General features: G+C 35.9%; 15 protein-coding genes. 13 read left to right on the forward strand and 2 right to left on the reverse strand.

Annotation, left to right across the window (positions count from 1 at the left end):
* Positions 1–2 precede the first annotated feature (2 nt).
* The 7 genes from AC1ECB_RS28225 (at position 3) to AC1ECB_RS28255 (ending at position 9,156) form a co-directional block, all read left to right on the forward strand.
* Positions 3–1,214 (forward strand): glycosyltransferase, encoded by a 1,212-nt coding sequence (locus AC1ECB_RS28225; protein WP_485666851.1) that lies wholly within the window; start codon positions 3–5, stop codon positions 1,212–1,214.
* The gene (locus AC1ECB_RS28230) at positions 1,211–2,419 is read left to right on the forward strand and encodes a glycosyltransferase (RefSeq protein ID WP_485666852.1); all 1,209 of its coding nucleotides are present in this window, start codon (positions 1,211–1,213) and stop codon (positions 2,417–2,419) included. The genes AC1ECB_RS28225 and AC1ECB_RS28230 overlap by 4 nt, the downstream gene beginning before the upstream one ends.
* A 14-nt stretch (positions 2,420–2,433) precedes the next feature.
* A complete protein-coding gene (locus tag AC1ECB_RS28235; RefSeq protein WP_485666853.1) occupies positions 2,434–3,603 on the forward strand; it encodes a hypothetical protein in 1,170 nt (389 codons plus the stop codon).
* Positions 3,600–4,772, forward strand: coding sequence for a glycosyltransferase (locus tag AC1ECB_RS28240; protein WP_485666854.1), 1,173 nt, complete (start codon positions 3,600–3,602; stop codon positions 4,770–4,772). Before AC1ECB_RS28235 ends, AC1ECB_RS28240 begins: the two co-directional genes overlap by 4 nt.
* 374 nt (positions 4,773–5,146) lie before the next feature.
* Positions 5,147–6,349 carry a glycosyltransferase gene (locus tag AC1ECB_RS28245; protein WP_485666855.1) on the forward strand — a complete coding sequence of 401 codons (1,203 nt, stop codon included), beginning with the start codon at positions 5,147–5,149 and terminating at the stop codon, positions 6,347–6,349.
* Positions 6,350–6,446: 97 nt separating this feature from the next.
* Positions 6,447–7,610, forward strand: coding sequence for a glycosyltransferase family 4 protein (locus AC1ECB_RS28250; protein WP_485666856.1), 1,164 nt, complete (start codon positions 6,447–6,449; stop codon positions 7,608–7,610).
* A gap of 22 nt (positions 7,611–7,632) precedes the next feature.
* The gene (locus AC1ECB_RS28255) at positions 7,633–9,156 is read left to right on the forward strand and encodes a lipopolysaccharide biosynthesis protein (RefSeq protein ID WP_485666857.1); all 1,524 of its coding nucleotides are present in this window, start codon (positions 7,633–7,635) and stop codon (positions 9,154–9,156) included.
* A gap of 246 nt (positions 9,157–9,402) precedes the next feature.
* Here AC1ECB_RS28255 and AC1ECB_RS28260 read toward each other — a convergent pair whose 3' ends face one another.
* Positions 9,403–11,226: a hypothetical protein gene (locus AC1ECB_RS28260; protein WP_485666858.1), complete on the reverse strand. Its 1,824-nt coding sequence runs from the start codon at positions 11,224–11,226 to the stop codon at positions 9,403–9,405.
* Positions 11,227–11,713: 487 nt separating this feature from the next.
* On the opposite strand from AC1ECB_RS28260, the gene AC1ECB_RS28265 reads away from it, so the two are divergent.
* The 6 genes from AC1ECB_RS28265 to AC1ECB_RS28290 all read left to right on the forward strand — a co-directional run bounded on the left by AC1ECB_RS28265 (position 11,714) and on the right by AC1ECB_RS28290 (position 15,850).
* Positions 11,714–12,001, forward strand: a complete 288-nt coding sequence (locus AC1ECB_RS28265; RefSeq protein WP_485666859.1) for a lasso peptide biosynthesis PqqD family chaperone — start codon at positions 11,714–11,716, stop codon at positions 11,999–12,001.
* Complete coding sequence (locus tag AC1ECB_RS28270; protein ID WP_485666860.1) at positions 11,994–12,452, forward strand: lasso peptide biosynthesis B2 protein; 459 nt, start codon at positions 11,994–11,996, stop codon at positions 12,450–12,452. The genes AC1ECB_RS28265 and AC1ECB_RS28270 overlap by 8 nt, the downstream gene beginning before the upstream one ends.
* A gap of 217 nt (positions 12,453–12,669) precedes the next feature.
* A complete protein-coding gene (locus tag AC1ECB_RS28275) occupies positions 12,670–12,849 on the forward strand; it encodes a hypothetical protein (RefSeq protein ID WP_485666861.1) in 180 nt (59 codons plus the stop codon).
* 128 nt (positions 12,850–12,977) lie between these two features.
* Positions 12,978–14,750 (forward strand): ABC transporter ATP-binding protein, encoded by a 1,773-nt coding sequence (locus tag AC1ECB_RS28280; protein WP_485666862.1) that lies wholly within the window; start codon positions 12,978–12,980, stop codon positions 14,748–14,750.
* 324 nt (positions 14,751–15,074) lie between these two features.
* A complete protein-coding gene (locus AC1ECB_RS28285) occupies positions 15,075–15,239 on the forward strand; it encodes a hypothetical protein (protein ID WP_485666863.1) in 165 nt (54 codons plus the stop codon).
* Positions 15,240–15,607: 368 nt separating this feature from the next.
* Entirely contained in the window at positions 15,608–15,850 is a 243-nt protein-coding gene (locus tag AC1ECB_RS28290) for a hypothetical protein (protein WP_485666864.1), read from the forward strand.
* A gap of 386 nt (positions 15,851–16,236) precedes the next feature.
* Here the strand turns inward: AC1ECB_RS28290 and AC1ECB_RS28295 are convergent, their stop codons facing one another.
* The gene (locus tag AC1ECB_RS28295; protein WP_485666865.1) at positions 16,237–17,157 is read right to left on the reverse strand and encodes a 4Fe-4S dicluster domain-containing protein; all 921 of its coding nucleotides are present in this window, start codon (positions 17,155–17,157) and stop codon (positions 16,237–16,239) included.
* Between the last annotated feature and the right edge of the window lie 12 nt (positions 17,158–17,169).

Consider the following 17,169-nt stretch of genomic DNA (forward strand, 5'->3'; position numbering starts at 1 on the left):
TTATGAAACTGTTTTATCTTAGTATGGCTTATAATCAAGACACCTTTGAGAGGGTTGTAAAAGATAGTAGAAGGAAACCATCAGCTGCACCACAGACATTTGAAAGTACCATGCTGAAGGGACTTGCCGCAGTTGAGGATCTCGAACTAGATATGCACTCCTTTCCGATGATGTCGGTTTTTCCTGGGGGACCTTATCTTTTCTGGGGGCGAAAAAGGGAAAAAATTTTACCAAATGTGTTCACTCACTGGTTGCCTGCAGTAAATCTTCAATTTTTAAAACAAATTTGTTTTGGAGTATCAACCTATGTTGAGCTAGAGTTATGGCTAAAGGTTAATGCCAAGATTTCTGATAAGGCAGTAATGATTTACTCTGTTTATGGTCCTGTCGCTGCACCTGTCATTAAGTTATGCAAAAAATATAATTGCAAAGCGGTTGCGATTATTCCTGACTTGCCTATGAATATGTTTGCTACTAATAAAGCCCAAGGGTTACAAAAGTTATTTGCCAATACCCTTGTTACCGCCGGTATTAAGTTGCAAGGAGAGTTTGACAGATATGTCTTATTTACTGAACCCATGAATGACATAGTTAATATCAAAAATAAGCCGTATATAATTGTGGAAGGGATGTGCGACCATAACGAAGGTATAGGAGAAATCCGCAAGATTCGGACAAAAAAAGCAGTTATGTATGCCGGTATCTTAAACAAAGCATATAGGCTTGAAATGATAATTGAAGCATTTATGCAAATCAACGGCGATTATGAATTGTGGCTATTTGGCTCGGGTGATTGCGTTACTGAAATCAAAATTGCGGCTCAGAATGATAGCAGAATAAAATATTTTGGCAGAGTAGATAGAAAAAGCGTACTGCAATATGAGAAGATGGCTGGGTTGCTTATTAATGTAAGAAGTACCAAAGATGAATATACGAAGTATTCTTTCCCATCAAAAGTTATGGAATATATGATGTCTGGTACGCCTATGCTTACTACACGCCTAGTGGGCATACCAGCAGAGTATTTAGATCATGTATTCATTTTGGAAAATGAAACAATTTATGGATTAAAAAATAAGCTAGAAGAGATTCTGGAAAAGCCGCAGTATGAATTGCAGTCGGTTGGAGAAAAAGCACGCGACTATGTTACCAAGTATAAAAACTATATTGTTCAGGGGAAAAAAATAATTGATTTTATCAGGAATGAATCATGAAAAAAATTTTACAAGTTAACCTAACCTGTGGTAGAGGCAGTACTGGTAGAATAGTGGAAGAAATCCACCACAAGGCAATACAAAATAGCTTTGAGAGTTATATTGCCTTTGGATATTTTGAGACCACTATAGAAAATGCTTTTAAAATTGAAAACCAGGTACAGAACTATGTTAGACGAGCACTAAATAAGGTATTGGGTAAACAGCCAGTACACTCTGCACTTGGAACTATGAGGCTAATAGAAAGAATTGACAAGATTAGGCCAGACATTATACATGTTCACAATATTCATCACCAGATGTTGGATTACTTAATGTTCTTTAAATACTTAGCAAAGAGTAAAATACCTATTATATATACATTGCACGATTGTTGGGCTTTTACTGGCGGATGTTATCACTTCACCGCACTAGGGTGCAAAAAATATCAAAGCATTTGTAAAGACTGCGCTGCACCAAATCAATGGTTAGATTGTGGAAATAGCAGTACTATTAGCAAAGATTTTGAGGCAAAAAAAAATGCTATCAATGGCATAAAAAATATGCAGATCATAACTGTTTCCGCGTGGTTACACTTGGTAGCTTCGAAATCATATTTGTCAAGATATAAAATAATGACACTGTCGAATGGCATAGATACCAAAGTATTTAGCCCACAAGAAAAAAAAACAGTTGCAGAAAACAAAATGCAAGGAAAGTTTGTAATTTTGGGTGTTGCAGACGTCTGGAACGAGCGAAAAGGATTATTGGATTTTATAAAGTTATCAAAAGGGCTGAATTATAATTATCATATTGTGCTTGTAGGTAATTTTATTAAATCACAGATAGATAGTTTGCCCAATAATATAACGGCATATGGCAGAACTAATTCTATAGATGAGTTAGCAGCAATCTATTCAACAGCCGATGTGTTTATCAATTTTTCAATAGAGGAAACCTTTGGATTAGTGGTAGGCGAAGCGATGGCGTGCGGCACACCAGTAATTGTGTACAATTCTACTGCAAACCCGGAAATAGTAGCTAACGGTTGTGGTTATGTGGTAGAACCTGGCGATGTAAACACTGTCATCAATATAATTGCCAAGATTAAATGTCAGGGTAAACAGCATTATTCTGAACGTTGTATTAAACATATTAAAAAAAATTTTACACTAGAAAGAATGACCATGAAATATATCGATTTATATAATGAAATTTTAAAATGAGAAGGATTAGTTAAATGAACATTATATTTGATGGCAAAACAGATATAAAGGACATGCTTATCAGAGTTCTATGGTTGCTAAATATAGGAATGATCTTTTCACTAATGTTTGGCGGGGAAATTGAGTTGCGTTTAATGTACTACTCTTTGTATATAACAAATTTTGTTTTACTTATCTTAACAATATTAACGTCTACGAGACTTCGATTTATAGGATATTTGCTATGTACTGTTTTTGCTTGCATTCTCAGTGTGATGCTTACAGCATCTTCAATTACTCTTGCTGATCTTGGAAAATTACTGAATTTTGTTTGTATGATGAATGCGATTTGGGTTGGTACAGTAATAGTACCCCAGAAGGGGACTGTTGAGTTTATATATATTATTAATTTAATTATCTCAATTTTTTTAATATATCTATCTTTTACAAGTAGAGTGTACAGCCATTTGTTGGAAAATAGTTTGAATTTAGGATTTTCGAATCCCAATACAGCTGGTGCATTTATTTTTTTAAATACTGTAGTCTTATATTCTTATGCAGAATATCTCAGAGTTGAGAAAAAGGTTAATGGATTAATTATATATTTGATGATAACATACTTAGTATTTCTATGTTCTCAAACTAATTCGCGAGCAGCATTTGTTGCATTAGTATTTGTTTTAATTGCTTCTGTCACAACAAAACGTATAGGAGCTAACATTTTTACGACATCTTTTGCCCTGTTACTTCCTATTGTATTTGTTTTTGCCTATATATTTATTTATCAAACAGGAGATTATTTAGACCTTGAGATAATGGGTAAGACGGTTTTTTCTGGTAGAGAAATTTTTTGGCTGGAGATAATGAATGATGATTGGAAGTCAAATTTGCTTTTGGGGGACTATTCAATGTATAGCAAAATGATGATGCACAATGCAGAATTTGACATCTTATCAACATTTGGATTGGGTGTCCTTGTGATGTACATTAGTTATATGATGAGAATAATGTATAAATTAGTGAATGTAAGAACTGCAACTCGTTCACAGTATATTTCCTGGTTAGGGGTAGTGGCGCTATTTTTTCAGGGCGTAGCAGAATCAGCATTCTTAATGGGAGGATATGCCATATTTGTATTTATTATGTCGCTATTCCTTCTTGCAAAGTATAGTGGACAGAATGAGATCATAGGTGTCGAAAAATGAAAATTACCTTTATATCTAATTATTTAACTCATCATCAAATACCATTTTGTAGTGCTATGCATAGTTTAATTGGAAACAAATTCATGTTTGTATCTACAAAACCGATGGAAAGAGAACGCATAGAGATGGGCTGGAGTTTCAACTCACCATACCAATTTGAGGTAAAAGAATATGAAACAGAGAGAGGTTCAAGTGTGGTCAGTAATTTAATAAGAAATAGTGATGTGGTTATCATCGGCTCGGTTAAAGGTACCTATCTGAAAGACAGAATAAATACTAATAAAATAACATTTGAGTATTCAGAGCGGATATTCAAAGACGGATTTATTCATATACTAAGTCCACGGGCATTATATAACTCTATTACTCATTTTACACTAAATAGAAAGAAAAATCTGTACATGCTCTGTGCAAGTGCTTACACACCTATAGATGTTAGTATTTTTCGTGGATATCCCAATAAGATGCTTAAGTGGGGATACTTCCCTATGACTAAGCAATATGATATCACTACCCTATTGTCTTCAAAAGAAAATTCCATTCTAAAGATATTATGGGCCGGTAGATTTCTGGAGTGGAAGCATCCAGAAAAGGCAGTATATGTTGCGGAAAATCTAAAACTCGATGGCATAAATTTTCAACTGGATTTTATAGGAGATGGCCAAGAATTTGAAAAAATAAGAGCATTGGTTAAACTAAAAGGTCTTGAAGAAAAAGTATCTTTCCTTGGTAAAATGCCACCGGAAGAAGTGCGCGAATATATGGAAAAGGCTAATATCTATTTGTTTACAAGTGATCAAAAAGAGGGGTGGGGTGCAGTATTAAACGAGGCTATGAATAGTGGGTGTGCCGTGGTTGCTTCAAATATGATAGGCTCTGCCCCCTTTTTAATTGATAACGGGGTAAATGGGTATTTATATGAGGATAGTGACGTCGGTGACCTTTATAAAAAAGTACTGATTCTTGCAAAAGATAAGATAAAGAGGAACAACTTTGGCAAAGTGGCCTATGAAACTATAACTACAAAATGGAATGCAAATGTTGCGGCAAGACGGTTTATAGATTTGTGTGTTAACTTGCTAAACAATAAACCGATAAAGTTTTGGGATGGTCCACTGAGTAGAGCAGATGTTTTCTTTAAAAAAGATGCAAGAATAAAATACAAATAAAAAATCAACTGCAAGCAAAATCCATTCGGAGGAAGGTCACAGTGGGAATGCTCTAGTAGCTTGTAAGAGTTCGGCTAGCGAGCAGAATCGTACGAGTATAGCATTAATTGTGGTGACTAAAAAAAGAGTCCAGCTTAATTTATGCTGCTTTTGCACCACCAATAACGATTTTTAGTGGGACCAAAGTTAATTCTCTTGGAATAGTTCTACTATATGTTTGGATAATTGCGTACTTGAGTATCGAATTAGTTCTATTAGGAAGCTTTTTTTAGGTATATTAAACGCGAAGCGAAGATGCAGCACGGGTGAGTCAGGGGTAATTGCGAGACTCAAGGATATGATTTTTCGATTTAATTACTTGCAGAAGGTGAATTATGACAAAGATTTTATACGTAGGCTATGTTCTACCAATTAATATTATTGAAGATTTAAACTATGGTGGAGTATCAGGAGCTAAATTTGAATTATCTTTACTAAAAAGGTTACATAAAGTTTTCAAAAATAATCTGACTATATGCTCAATCGAGCCAGTAAAAAAAAAGGAAATAAGAAGGGTATGTAAAAATCCAAAAACATTATTTGATAATGTAACATATAAAATATTTTCAATCATAAATATACCTATTTTTAACTTGTTTATTATTGATTTTTTATTTTCTTTTTATGCAATGTTCTGGGCAATTAAGAACATTTCTCATAAAAAGATCCTTTTTACAATTGGGTCACCATTTACTACAAGTTTCATTTCTATAATCTTAAAAAATATATTTAAGTGTAAAACTATATCCTTCGTGATAGATAATCCATGTATAAAGGAGCAAACACCAGTAACCCTAGTTGGACAAATATTTAAGTTTAGAAATCTTGTGGGGTTAAGAGTTTTATATAAATACTCAGGAGTTATACTGCTGAACAAAATAGGTTATGAAAAATTAGGACTAAAAATGCCGTATATTACAAGTCAAGTTGGATATGATACAGATCTATTATCTAAGCTTCATAGATTTAAAACAGAAAAGTCTCTGAACCAAAAGAAACGAATATTATTTTCAGGTTGTTTAATTGCATGGAATGGTATTGATACACTAGTAGAGGTTTTTAATAAATTTAAAACGTATAATTATTGGAATTATGAGTTACATATATACGGATTTGGGCCACTTGAAAATATTGTTACTAATGCTTGTAAAACAAATAATCAAATTATATATCACGGATGTGTCAAGAACGAAGTGATTCTTGAAGAACAGATGAAAGCGGACTTATTGATAAATTCCAGAGTCACAACAAATGGCGTGTGTGATTTTAGTTTTCCATCAAAGCTTATAGAATATATATTAAGTGGGTCACCGGTTCTAACAACGGATTTTAGCTCGCTTCCTTGTGAATTGAAAAATCTATTATTTATTGTCAATGATGAAACCGTTGAGGGTTATTATAACGCTATCATGGATTTTTTTAGTCGAGATAGTGCAATTATAAGCGAGAAGGTACAGTTGGCTTATAACTATGTAATAAATAATTATTCATGGGATAAGCTTTCTCGAGAAATTATTAACTTTATAAAAATGGTGTGAGAGGACGATGCTAATGAAGGTGCTGTGGATTACAAACATACCATTACCTGGATTTTCGTCATTGCTAGGTAAACTACCACTAAACACGGGAGGGTGGATGGTATATCTTTCGGAGTTAATAGCTAATCACTGCGACCTAAGTATTGTATTTCCGGAAAAGGGTAATAAAAATGTTGTTTTTCTACAAGATCCAGATAAAAAGATTACATATATATCTATTCCCGACTGTTGCGATTCAATTCATGAATATGCCGAATATTTCCAAAAGATACATTCAAAGGATAATTTTGATGTTGTACACATATGGGGCTCAGAATCGTATCATGCTAATGCTGCGATTAAGGTTTTTGAAAAAGAAAAAGTATGTATTTCAATCCAAGGACTATTATCTATCTATGCAAAACATTATGGTGGTGGCGTACCAGCTTGTATACAAGTGTCTAGTTCAATAAGAGATTTTCGAAAAAAATGGTCATTAAGAGCTATACAAAAGGACATTGAATATAGAGGAAGAATAGAAATCGAGACTTTATCAGAATGTAAAAATTTTATCGGTAGAACAACTTGGGATAGAGCCTGTACAATGCAAATTAATCCTGAGGCTAATTATTACTTTAATAATGAAACTTTGCGTTATTCATTCTATAAATATAGGTGGACATTAGAAAGATGCCAAAGATATTCAATATTTATGAGCCAAGCTGCTTCACCTTTAAAAGGACTACATCTTATATTACAAGCTCTTCCGATTATTAAAAAAAAATTTCCTGATACAATTTTGTATATTTCCGGGGATAGAGTAATTTATGAGGCAAGTGGGTTAAAACAAATATTTACCCAAAGTGCGTATTCAAAGTTTATTGAACAGCTCATAAGAAGTGGGAATATAAAAAATAATGTTGTTTTTCTAGGGAATTTAGCCGAAGAAGAGATGTGTATTCAGTACTTGAAATCACACGTTTTTGTATTACCCTCAGTAATAGAAAACTCTCCTAACTCTCTAGGAGAGTCAATGTTGTTAGGTGTACCGTCTGTAGCAGCCTGTGTTGGGGGGGTACAAGATATGCTTAAAGATAAGGAGGACGGATTTATATATCCTTATGAAGAGCCATATATGCTTGCACACTATATTTGTGAAATATTTTCAAAAGATCAATTGGCCTTAGAATTTTCGAAGAATTGCAGAAAGCATGCATTAGCTACACATGATCCAATCGAAAACGTAAGACAGTTATTCTGGATTTATAGCATGCTACATTAAAAAGAAATGGGTTTAATAAGAAATGCGAACTACTAATTCTATAAGAAATTTGTCTTACGGCATTGTTGGGCAATTACTGAATAGCATATTGAGTTTTATATGTCGTACAGTTTTTATTAGTAAATTAGATGCTGATTACTTAGGCGTTAGTGGCTTGTTCGTTAATATACTGCAAGTGTTCTCATTAGCTGAGTTAGGTATAGGTAATGCTATCATAGTATATATGTATAAACCTCTTGCAGATAACAATGTATGTCGTATTAAGGCGTTAACTAATCTATATGCAAAATCTTATAGGGCAATTGGAATTACAGTAGGTGTATTAGGTGTATTATTATTACCATTTCTTGAAAATATTATCAAACAACCGCCGAATGTTGAGGATCTCAATCTAATATATTTATTATTTGTTTTCAATTCCTCAATAACGTATTTCTTTAGTTATAAGCGAGCAATTATTACTGCAGACCAAAAAGAGTATATTTGTACTACCAATTCAACTGCGTTTTTATTTGTGCAAAATGTTATTCAAATAATAGTTCTTTATATAACAAGTAACTACTTAGTTTATCTATCTATTGCGATTGTATGCTCGTTTGCTTCAAATATTGCAATTAGTCATAAAGCCAATAAGTTATATCCTTTTTTGCGTGAGAAAAGTCCGATTGAACTTGACGTAGTTGACAAAAAAAACATTTTTAAGAATATATTGGCAATGATGTCTCATAAGGTTGGTACTGTTGCAATTAACAGTACCAGTAATATTCTCATTTCGGCTTTTGTCGGCATATATTGGGTGGGATTATACTCGAATTATCAGATGACAATGAATATAGTTCATGGTTTTGTAATAAAAATATTTGCTTCTATATCGGCAAGTATTGGGAATTTGAACGCAACAGAAGATGAAAAAAAAGTATATGAAGTATTTAATGTATTGATGTTTGTTGGATATTGGATATATGGATTTTGCTCGATATCCTTTTTCAATCTTTTCAACCCTTTTATAAAGATATGGATAGGTGAAGAGTATTTATTGTTTCCTGGAGTAGTCTTCACTATTGTAGCCAACTACTATATAGTTGGAATTTGTTCAATTCCAACTACATTTGTTGATGTTATGAACCTGTTTTATAAAACAAAATACAAACCGTGGGCTCAAGCAATTATCAGTTTAGTAGTTTCTATAATTTTACTGCAGAGATTCGGTTTAATAGGTGTATTTATCGGAATCTTTGCTAGCATTGTAACAACGAGCTTTTGGATTGATCCCTACATCATTTTTAAGCATAGGTTTAAAATATCGATAAGGGTATATTTTGCAAACTTCGTTAAGTACACGGCCGCTGTGATAGTGGCAGGTTGTATAGCCTACGTTATATGTGTAATGTTTGACAACATCATAGCTAAATTTACTGTATGTGCTGCTATTCCAAATCTTATATTTTTTATCATGTTTCATAAGAGTAAAGAATTTAAATACTTACGCAGTAGTATATCTGTACTGCTTAAAACCAAGCGCTGGTGTGAGCGGCTAAAGAGGTGAATATGCCGAGTAAAACTGAACAGTGTGGCCGTCGAGATTGAACACCATTTCGTGATGAGCTTTGCTTTCTGACCGCGATACCATAGCTGAACCTCTTTCTCCTAATGTGCAACGAAAGCAAGCAAATTAACGGGAATGAGTGAAATATTTCGTCGCTGCAGAGCAATGCGTACGCTAAAGGTGGGCCGCTGTTACGCTGATTGAGCCAGGTGAAATCGCTGTTGATGATCTTTAACGTAGGCCTAATTAATAAATCAGTTCTAATTTTATATTTTTGTAGAAGATGTTAACTATTGACGGCACAGAAGTAGTAACCATAGCTCCTAAATTCAAGCAATAGCCGTAAAAGGTATTATTCATATTTGTAGGAAATGTTAGTATATTGGTGATTGTTGCATACTGAGAGACATCAGATGATGTCCAGATGAAATCTGATGTACCTGTATTCTCATACCTGGAGATTTCGGCGTTAACAGTTAGTACAGTACTGAACCTATCGAGCGTTAATGTATTACTGCTTATTTTAAGTATCTTAAACTTTCGCACAGAAGTCGCACTTTCGATAGTAGCACTATAATCTCTAGGGTTAGTAATGTAACCGTAGATATCTTCACCAAAAACATGTATATAATCGTTTACATCCAGCCCAACAGTACTATTAAAGGTTACGATATTGCCGTTAACTGCCGTTATCCTATATATCCCACTGGTGAAAATAGGAGTTTTATTATCCCAAATCGGGCCGCTAGTTAGTGCACATGGTCTCAGTATAAAATAGCAGGCGAGACGTATAGACGTTTTAATGTCATAGGTTATTTTGAGTCCTTTAATCTTTCCGTCGATAAGAGCTGAACTATAAAAATGCATATAATTGTTAATAAAGACCTGTGGAGTTTTACTGGTATATTGCCATAGGTTAGGACCTACAACTTTCAGACTTCCAATTTTAGTATTTTCTCCTATTTCTATAATAGGGTTTGTCAGAAGTGGTGGTCGGCTTTCGTTATCAATATAGTTATTTATAAAGCTGGAGCTAAGGTTATCTGCAGGTGAGATATTACAGCCATATATTTTATTATACACAGCATCTTCAAGAATTATAGCTGGCTTTTTTACTAAATCCCACCATACTATGTCGTAAGAATTACCCTTACCGCCTATAGCACTATGATATTTACCTGTGTACGAGGAGTACGCTTGGGCAATAACCTTATTAAATCGCACTTGCTGAATAAAACCTCCACCGCCAACGTCAACGAAGTGCGCGCTATTCAATATATTACCTTGAAATGATATTGAACTTATCCAAGGAAATTGATCTACGGTTCTGGGTTCTACAAATATTCCTATACCGACTGCAAATCCTTCGATATGGCAGTTATAGAAATTGACGTTACATGCCGAAGGGTAGCGAGTCTTCATAGTTACTCGCTTATCGAATGAGATACCAGTACCCCCCGGTTGTTCTTTAGTAAAGTCACTGCTACTTAGCCGTTCATTAGGGTTATTGCTTATTAGTTTACCTAGAATTGTAGTGTTACTAAATGTTACCCTTTCAGTTATTGAGTCACCAAAGTAAATGGCAGCTTTTTTAAACGTTCCTGGATACTCTTTAACAGATAATATACCACTATATACCGAAATGTCGTAATCTATTATCTCTATTAGGTTGATATCTTGATTAGTGAATATTTTGCTACAGTTGAAGTCATAAGTTCCAGTTGTAAGTTTTAGGGTTTGATTAACCAGAAACTTACCCACAGCTCTTATGTTACGATTAACTGAAGTGTTTATAGCCAATTGAATTGCGCACCAGTCAATTTCATCTGTGAGAGATTTGGCATGAGGGTAAACGACTTGCGCTTGTGCTAATGTTGAATAATAGTTTGATAATGGATGGCTTTTCCCATCTCCAATTGCTCCAAACGCCCTAACGTCAACATAGGGCCCCTCTTTTGTTAATATATTGGCAACCTTAAGTGTTTCTGTATAATCTAAATAAGTAAATATATCGCTACCTTTTGGTAAGGTAAGTCTTTTATTAGTGTAATTGTATTTTTGCTTGAACAAGTTGACACCACCTATATCGTTGCTACACAATATTCTATGATAATTACGTTATAGATGTGAGCCACTAGGGATAACTTCTATAATGTTAGATTTTCGATAGTGAGCATACCGGTTATGTCGTCAAATTCAAACAACTTTTAAATCCGTAAAAGGCTATTATGCTAAATTTGTGATGTTCTTGGGATGGACAATCGTAGGTCAATTTTAGCTTTGTGATATTGTATATCCCAATGACCAAGCCGCTAAAAATCCCGAGACCTATAAGCGGCACTTAAGGGTAAGACTCACTTATCTAAATTGGGAGATACTATATTTTTCTGAACGGATACAATTTAGTGGATAACCCTAGTGCAATACGAGCAGTAGTACTAGGGTTGTTTTTTATGTTGAGATAAGTGTAACTCGTGTGTAAAAAGTTGTTTGGATAAATGTGGGAACGTATAATGGAATATAATACGTAATGATTGGAGATAGGAGGTACAAGTTAATGAAAAAGCAAGTAATTAGTCCTGATACAATAATATCTCGGATTATGGAAGTAGTAGCCGCTGAAATGGATGGAGAGATAGTAATGATAAGTATTGAAAACGGTAAATATTATGGGATGGATTCTATCGCGAGTAGAATCTGGGAGTTGATTGAAGCTCCCCAAAGTGTGGCTGAAGTAGTTCGGATTTTGGGTGAAGAATATGAGGTAGAGCAGCAGCAGTGCCAGGCAGACATTTTGGGATTTCTTGATTGTTTGCATAAAGAAGGCCTTATTAAGGTTGCATAGGCTTATTTTAAAATACTTTCGCTATTCATGGACTGATAAGCTGTTATTGATGTATATATTTATACTGCTGGCAATTGTCAGGTTACTTATTTTACTTGTACCCTTTCGCTATATTACTGTCTGGCTTGGCAAGTATATGAAAGAGTCTCCTTTTATTGACGGAAACCACGACACATTTATTAATCGGGTAAGATGGGCTATTCGAGCTGTGAGCAAGTACACTCCATGGGAAAGTAAATGTTTGGTGCAGGCAATAACCGGAAAGATACTACTTCGTCATAGACGGCTGCAAAATACCATGTATTTAGGTGTTGCAAAAGATAAGGGGGATCAAATGATTGCTCATGCATGGCTTCGCTCTGGGAATAAACTAGTAACCGGAGGCCGTAATAGTAGTATGTTCACTGTTGTTGCTAAGTTTGCTGATATTGGCGGAAATAGTGGGACATAGAAGGCTGGAGGTACTTTGATGGCAGAGTTATGTGGTATGTTAATACTAGCATGGGGACTACTGTCTATTGTGTTTTTCATAGGATCTGTATCTGCGGTATCTGCGGGAAAAAGCAAACACGGGCAACATATAGATAGGGAAAATAGACTTACATACAGGTCTCGAGGTACAAGAAAAATAATTGATGGATAATAACGAGAAAGGAGGTGAAGTTGATATGATCAAAAAGGAATGGGGTAAACCCGTGGTTGCAAAATTAGATGTATTGATGACTGCAATGTCATGGGATGAGTGGAATACAGCTTTGGATAACTGGCTTGCAAGTTTTAAACCTCTTCACAGAGATCCTACCGGAGCGGAATGGGCTGCATGGACATCAACTCACCATTATTCCTAGTCACTAAAGAAATTTTGGGACAGCTTTTATAAGACCAGTGAGGCTGTTCCAAAACTTCTTTATAGAGACATGTGGCGTTGGGTTAGTCTTATCGTGGTTGGTAGAGAAGGTTTTTGAGGAGAATATCTATGCTAAAGCCGTTATTTTTGTACGTTTTAAAACTGTATAATTTTGTACGGGCGAAATTAGTACTTGATCTATTCTTAACTGTTGTCTTGGGATTGCTCGAAGGGGCTAGTGTTATGATGCTGGTGCCGTTGCTTACCTTTGCTGGAATTACCAGTAATCAAACGGCGGGTTTTGGACATTGGGTCGAGGAGTACTTAAACATTTCAGGGGTTGCCTTGCCGCTTGTCCTTATGGTGTATATTGGCATCAACGCCGGGCAGGCATGGCTGCAAAGTTATGAGTCTATCTTAAACAGCAGTATACGGGAAAGTTTTGCTACATATTTGTATACAAATATATACCGGACGATAACCTATGCCCGCTGGTCATTCTTTCTTAAGTCAAAACGATCAGACATCATTCATGTTATAGCTACGGAAATGCCACGGGTAACTACCGGGGCGTATCAGCTTTTGCAAATGATTGTTACTGCAATGATTGCTGTTATTCATGTGGGGATTGCCTTTATTATAGCTCCATATCTAACGCTATTGGTGCTCTGCTGCGGATTAATTTTATCTGGTTGCCTGCAATTTACTGTCAGGAGAACCCGGAAAATGGGCATGACACTATCAGAATGTGCCAGCCAGCTATTTTCGGAAATAAGTGAGCATTTTAACGGGATCAAAGAAGTTAAAAGCTATGGTGTTGAAGCACAGCAAGTGGAAAATTTTGAACGGCATTGGAGAAAGATTGGTGGTGTGCTTGTCGATTTAGCCAAACTTCGTAGTCAGTCCACCTTTGTATATAAAGTAGGCGCAGCAGTCTTTATTAGTATTTTCTATTTTTTTGCTATTCAAATATTCCGCAGTGATCCTAGGGAACTAATCATAATATTCGTCATTTTTACAAGGTTGTGGCCTAGGTTTTCAGCTTTCCAGGCGGGATTCCAGACATTGGCTATGATGCTGCCGGCGTTTCATAAGGTTACCGAGCTTCAAAATCGGTGTGAAGCCGAAGCAGAAAAGGCAGTATTGTATCAAAGAGAGAAGCAGTTAGCATTGCGAACTGGGATACGTGTTGCCGATGTTTCTTTTCGTTATGATACTAGCAGTCAGCGCTATGCGGTAAGACAAGCTAATTTTGTTATTCCGGCAGGAACAACAACTGCTATTGTCGGAGTATCAGGCTCCGGCAAAAGCACTTTGGCAGATTTAGTTCTTGGGCTGATAGTAACCGAGCAAGGAGAAATTTGGATTGATGATAAGCGGCTTGATGCTGATAATAATAGATATTTATGGCGGCAATCCATTGGCTATGTGCCGCAGGATGCATTTTTATTTAATGCCAGTATCCGGGACAACCTAATATGGGCATGCTCAGAGGCGACAGAGGAAGAGATATGGCACGTTTTACGGCTGGCTGCTATTGATGAGTTTGTTGAAGGCTTGCCCGAAAAACTGGATTCGCTGGTAGGTGATCGGGGCATACGCCTATCTGGCGGAGAACGGCAGCGTATTGTCTTGGCAAGGGCCCTGTTAAGAAAGCCTGCATTGCTTATTTTGGATGAAGCAACAAGTTCCCTGGATACCGAAAATGAAAAGCGCATCCAAGATGCGGTTGACGGTCTCCGGGGTAGGCTAACAATATTGATGGTTGCCCATCGCATCTCTACAATTAAAAATGCTGATCAGATACTTGTTATGGAAAAAGGAAGAATAGTAGAGCAAGGCTCGTACCGATCTTTTATTGCAGATGAGGATAGCCGTTTTTATAAGCTCGCATGTCTATAGTTACTGTTTGAATGTTGGGGGTACGACATTTAAAAATATAAGAGAAAAGCTGCTATGGCTAATTAACCGTTGTAGGCTTGGTTGAAAAAAATTATGCCCCTAAATTAAAAAAGTATAAGGGATAGCTTTGCTGCATATTTATATACCAATATACATTGGACAATAACCGATGCTCGTTGGTCATTGTTTCTTATTGCAAAAGAGTTGACAATATTTATATCTAATAACAACTGGGTAGAACCGATGCGTAGCAGCTTGGCAAGATAGTGGAACAGGGTTCTAATCAATGGATATGTTTATAACGTAAAAGGAGGTTGAAAATCCATGCCTAAAAAAAAATGGTGCAAGCCCTGTGTAGCAGAATTGGATATACAGAGGACTGAATTAATTTTCGGTGATTTGGCTACTGATGGTGGAGTAGCATGGTTGCTTAGTTTAATCGATGGTGGTCATCACCATTCAGCAAGTGCCACGCAAGTTGATTCTTAATTATTTAAATAGTTGAGCAGGTAGAATGCATTACAAATAGTAGTAGCCCCAAAATTTGCAGATAGGCATAATGACAAAAGAGGAATATTTTACAGCCAGCATTGCTCAAACTACTAAGCAATATTCTTTACGGTTTGGGGACGCTGGCTTTTTTCTTTATGGTATTAGTCTTCAGCGAATTTCCTTATTCATAAGGCTGGACATATTATCCTGTATGTTTGTTGGGAAGCTTCCTATCCTACAAGTCAACTCATGCTGATTTAAGGGCAAGTTATGCTACATTACTTGTAGAGAAAAATATGGTAATATATAATGATTTTTAACGAGAAGCTTTTTTAGTAGCCAAGCTGTGTAGTGAGGGATGAGGAATGCGCAAGAAACTACTGATATGCATGAGCGAAATAGGCTTGGCAGAACAGGCATTGGCAAGAATGACTCAGTTGGCTTTCTACAAGTCAGAGAGAAGAGACTTTACTGATGAAGAATTGAGCGAATTTGCCGATAACTATATGCAACTGGGGTTGCTTGAGTATAGTCTCCATAAATTAAGATTGGAATTAGCTTATTGGCTTTATAAAAAGCATACAAGTGAAGTAGATAAGGATGAATAAGACTCATAGTCAATAGGTAGAGGAGATGATTTGGGTGATTCAATTACTATCGCAAAGAAAACCAGTGGGAATAGCGCGCATGTTGGACATGCCCTATATGGAAGTTTCCAGAGTATGGGTGTGCACAGAATGTGGAGCAAAAGTTTTTTTCTGTAAAACAGTTTTTCGCCCTCAATACCAGTGTTTGTGTGGAGCAAAAACGTGGAAACAATCAGCAAATGCATAAAATAATAAAATTATGGCGATACCGAAAATATTCTATTGTGTAAATATGTGGAAAATCTTCCTAAATGATAAGAATATTATTATTCTATCATTTAGGAAGATTTTTATGTCCAGGCAAAGGAGGCTAGAATCAACAGGTAGCTCCACTTGTTATGTGAAGCTTAGGCCAAAATTTCCGGCTTTCTCAATAATATTTCATCTGATAGCAGTTGCGTTTCAACATTTTCAAAACCAAGTCTTTCTATGGTTTGAGAAAAGCGTTCTCCGGTTTTACCTTGTTCTTTGTAAAAAAGAATAGCCGTTTCAATTACGCGTAAGGCTTCTTCTTTATTTGTAAACATTTTGTTTAACGCTTGGCCATGAGCTGTGCGTTTACCCCATCTGCCGCCAATGTATAGCTTATAGCCCTGTATTCCGTCTTTAATAGCATCAAAATTGCATTTCCCAATACAGCGCCCACAATGTTTACAGTTGTCAGAGTTAATTTCTAAAATACCTTCTACCATAGTAGCGGCATTTACCGGACAGGCTGAAGCGACCGAACATTTTTTACAGCCCTTACACTGGTCTTTATCAAAAATAGGAATCATTTGACCAATAATACCTAAATCATTTAAGTCCGGTTTTACACAGTTATTTGGACAGCCACCTACTGCAATTTTAAATTTATGTGGTAATTTCACACTAGCATAGCCGTTGAAAAATCTTTCATGAATTTCTTTGGCTAAGCCGGAGGCATCAATGAGGCCATATTGGCAGGTAGTGCCTTTACAGGCGACAACTGGACGTACTTTAGCACCTGTCCCCCCGGTAACGAGGTCTTCTTTGGCAATATAGGAACGGAAGTTCTCAATCTTGTTATATGGAATACCCTGACATTCTATACTAAGTCTTGTTGTAAAGGTTATAATACCATTACCAAATAACTCAGCAGCAGCAGCTATACATTTAGCCTGAGCAGCTGTAATAGCACCATTCACGGTAAGCACTCTTGCTGAAAAATTATCTGTTCCTTTGTTGTTAAGAAAGCCAAGTGCCTTTACTCTTTTTTCATCTTCTTTACTAATTGTTAATGTAGCCATTTTTCATATTCT

This window comes from Sporomusa sp. 246TCP1 (genome assembly GCF_057319775.1).

Bases quoted from the DNA above. Each gene is read 5' to 3' on its own strand.
- AC1ECB_RS28225 (WP_485666851.1), top strand. From the start codon at position 3: ATGAAACTGTTTTATCTTAGTATGGCTTATAATCAAGACACCTTTGAG.
- AC1ECB_RS28230 (WP_485666852.1), top strand. From the start codon at position 1,211: ATGAAAAAAATTTTACAAGTTAACCTAACCTGTGGTAGAGGCAGTACT.
- AC1ECB_RS28235 (WP_485666853.1), top strand. From the start codon at position 2,434: ATGAACATTATATTTGATGGCAAAACAGATATAAAGGACATGCTTATC.
- AC1ECB_RS28240 (WP_485666854.1), top strand. From the start codon at position 3,600: ATGAAAATTACCTTTATATCTAATTATTTAACTCATCATCAAATACCA.
- AC1ECB_RS28245 (WP_485666855.1), top strand. From the start codon at position 5,147: ATGACAAAGATTTTATACGTAGGCTATGTTCTACCAATTAATATTATT.
- AC1ECB_RS28250 (WP_485666856.1), top strand. From the start codon at position 6,447: ATGGTATATCTTTCGGAGTTAATAGCTAATCACTGCGACCTAAGTATT.
- AC1ECB_RS28255 (WP_485666857.1), top strand. From the start codon at position 7,633: ATGCGAACTACTAATTCTATAAGAAATTTGTCTTACGGCATTGTTGGG.
- AC1ECB_RS28265 (WP_485666859.1), top strand. From the start codon at position 11,714: ATGAAAAAGCAAGTAATTAGTCCTGATACAATAATATCTCGGATTATG.
- AC1ECB_RS28275 (WP_485666861.1), top strand. From the start codon at position 12,670: ATGATCAAAAAGGAATGGGGTAAACCCGTGGTTGCAAAATTAGATGTA.
- AC1ECB_RS28280 (WP_485666862.1), top strand. From the start codon at position 12,978: ATGCTAAAGCCGTTATTTTTGTACGTTTTAAAACTGTATAATTTTGTA.
- AC1ECB_RS28285 (WP_485666863.1), top strand. From the start codon at position 15,075: ATGCCTAAAAAAAAATGGTGCAAGCCCTGTGTAGCAGAATTGGATATA.
- AC1ECB_RS28290 (WP_485666864.1), top strand. From the start codon at position 15,608: ATGCGCAAGAAACTACTGATATGCATGAGCGAAATAGGCTTGGCAGAA.
- AC1ECB_RS28295 (WP_485666865.1), bottom strand. From the start codon at position 17,157: ATGGCTACATTAACAATTAGTAAAGAAGATGAAAAAAGAGTAAAGGCA.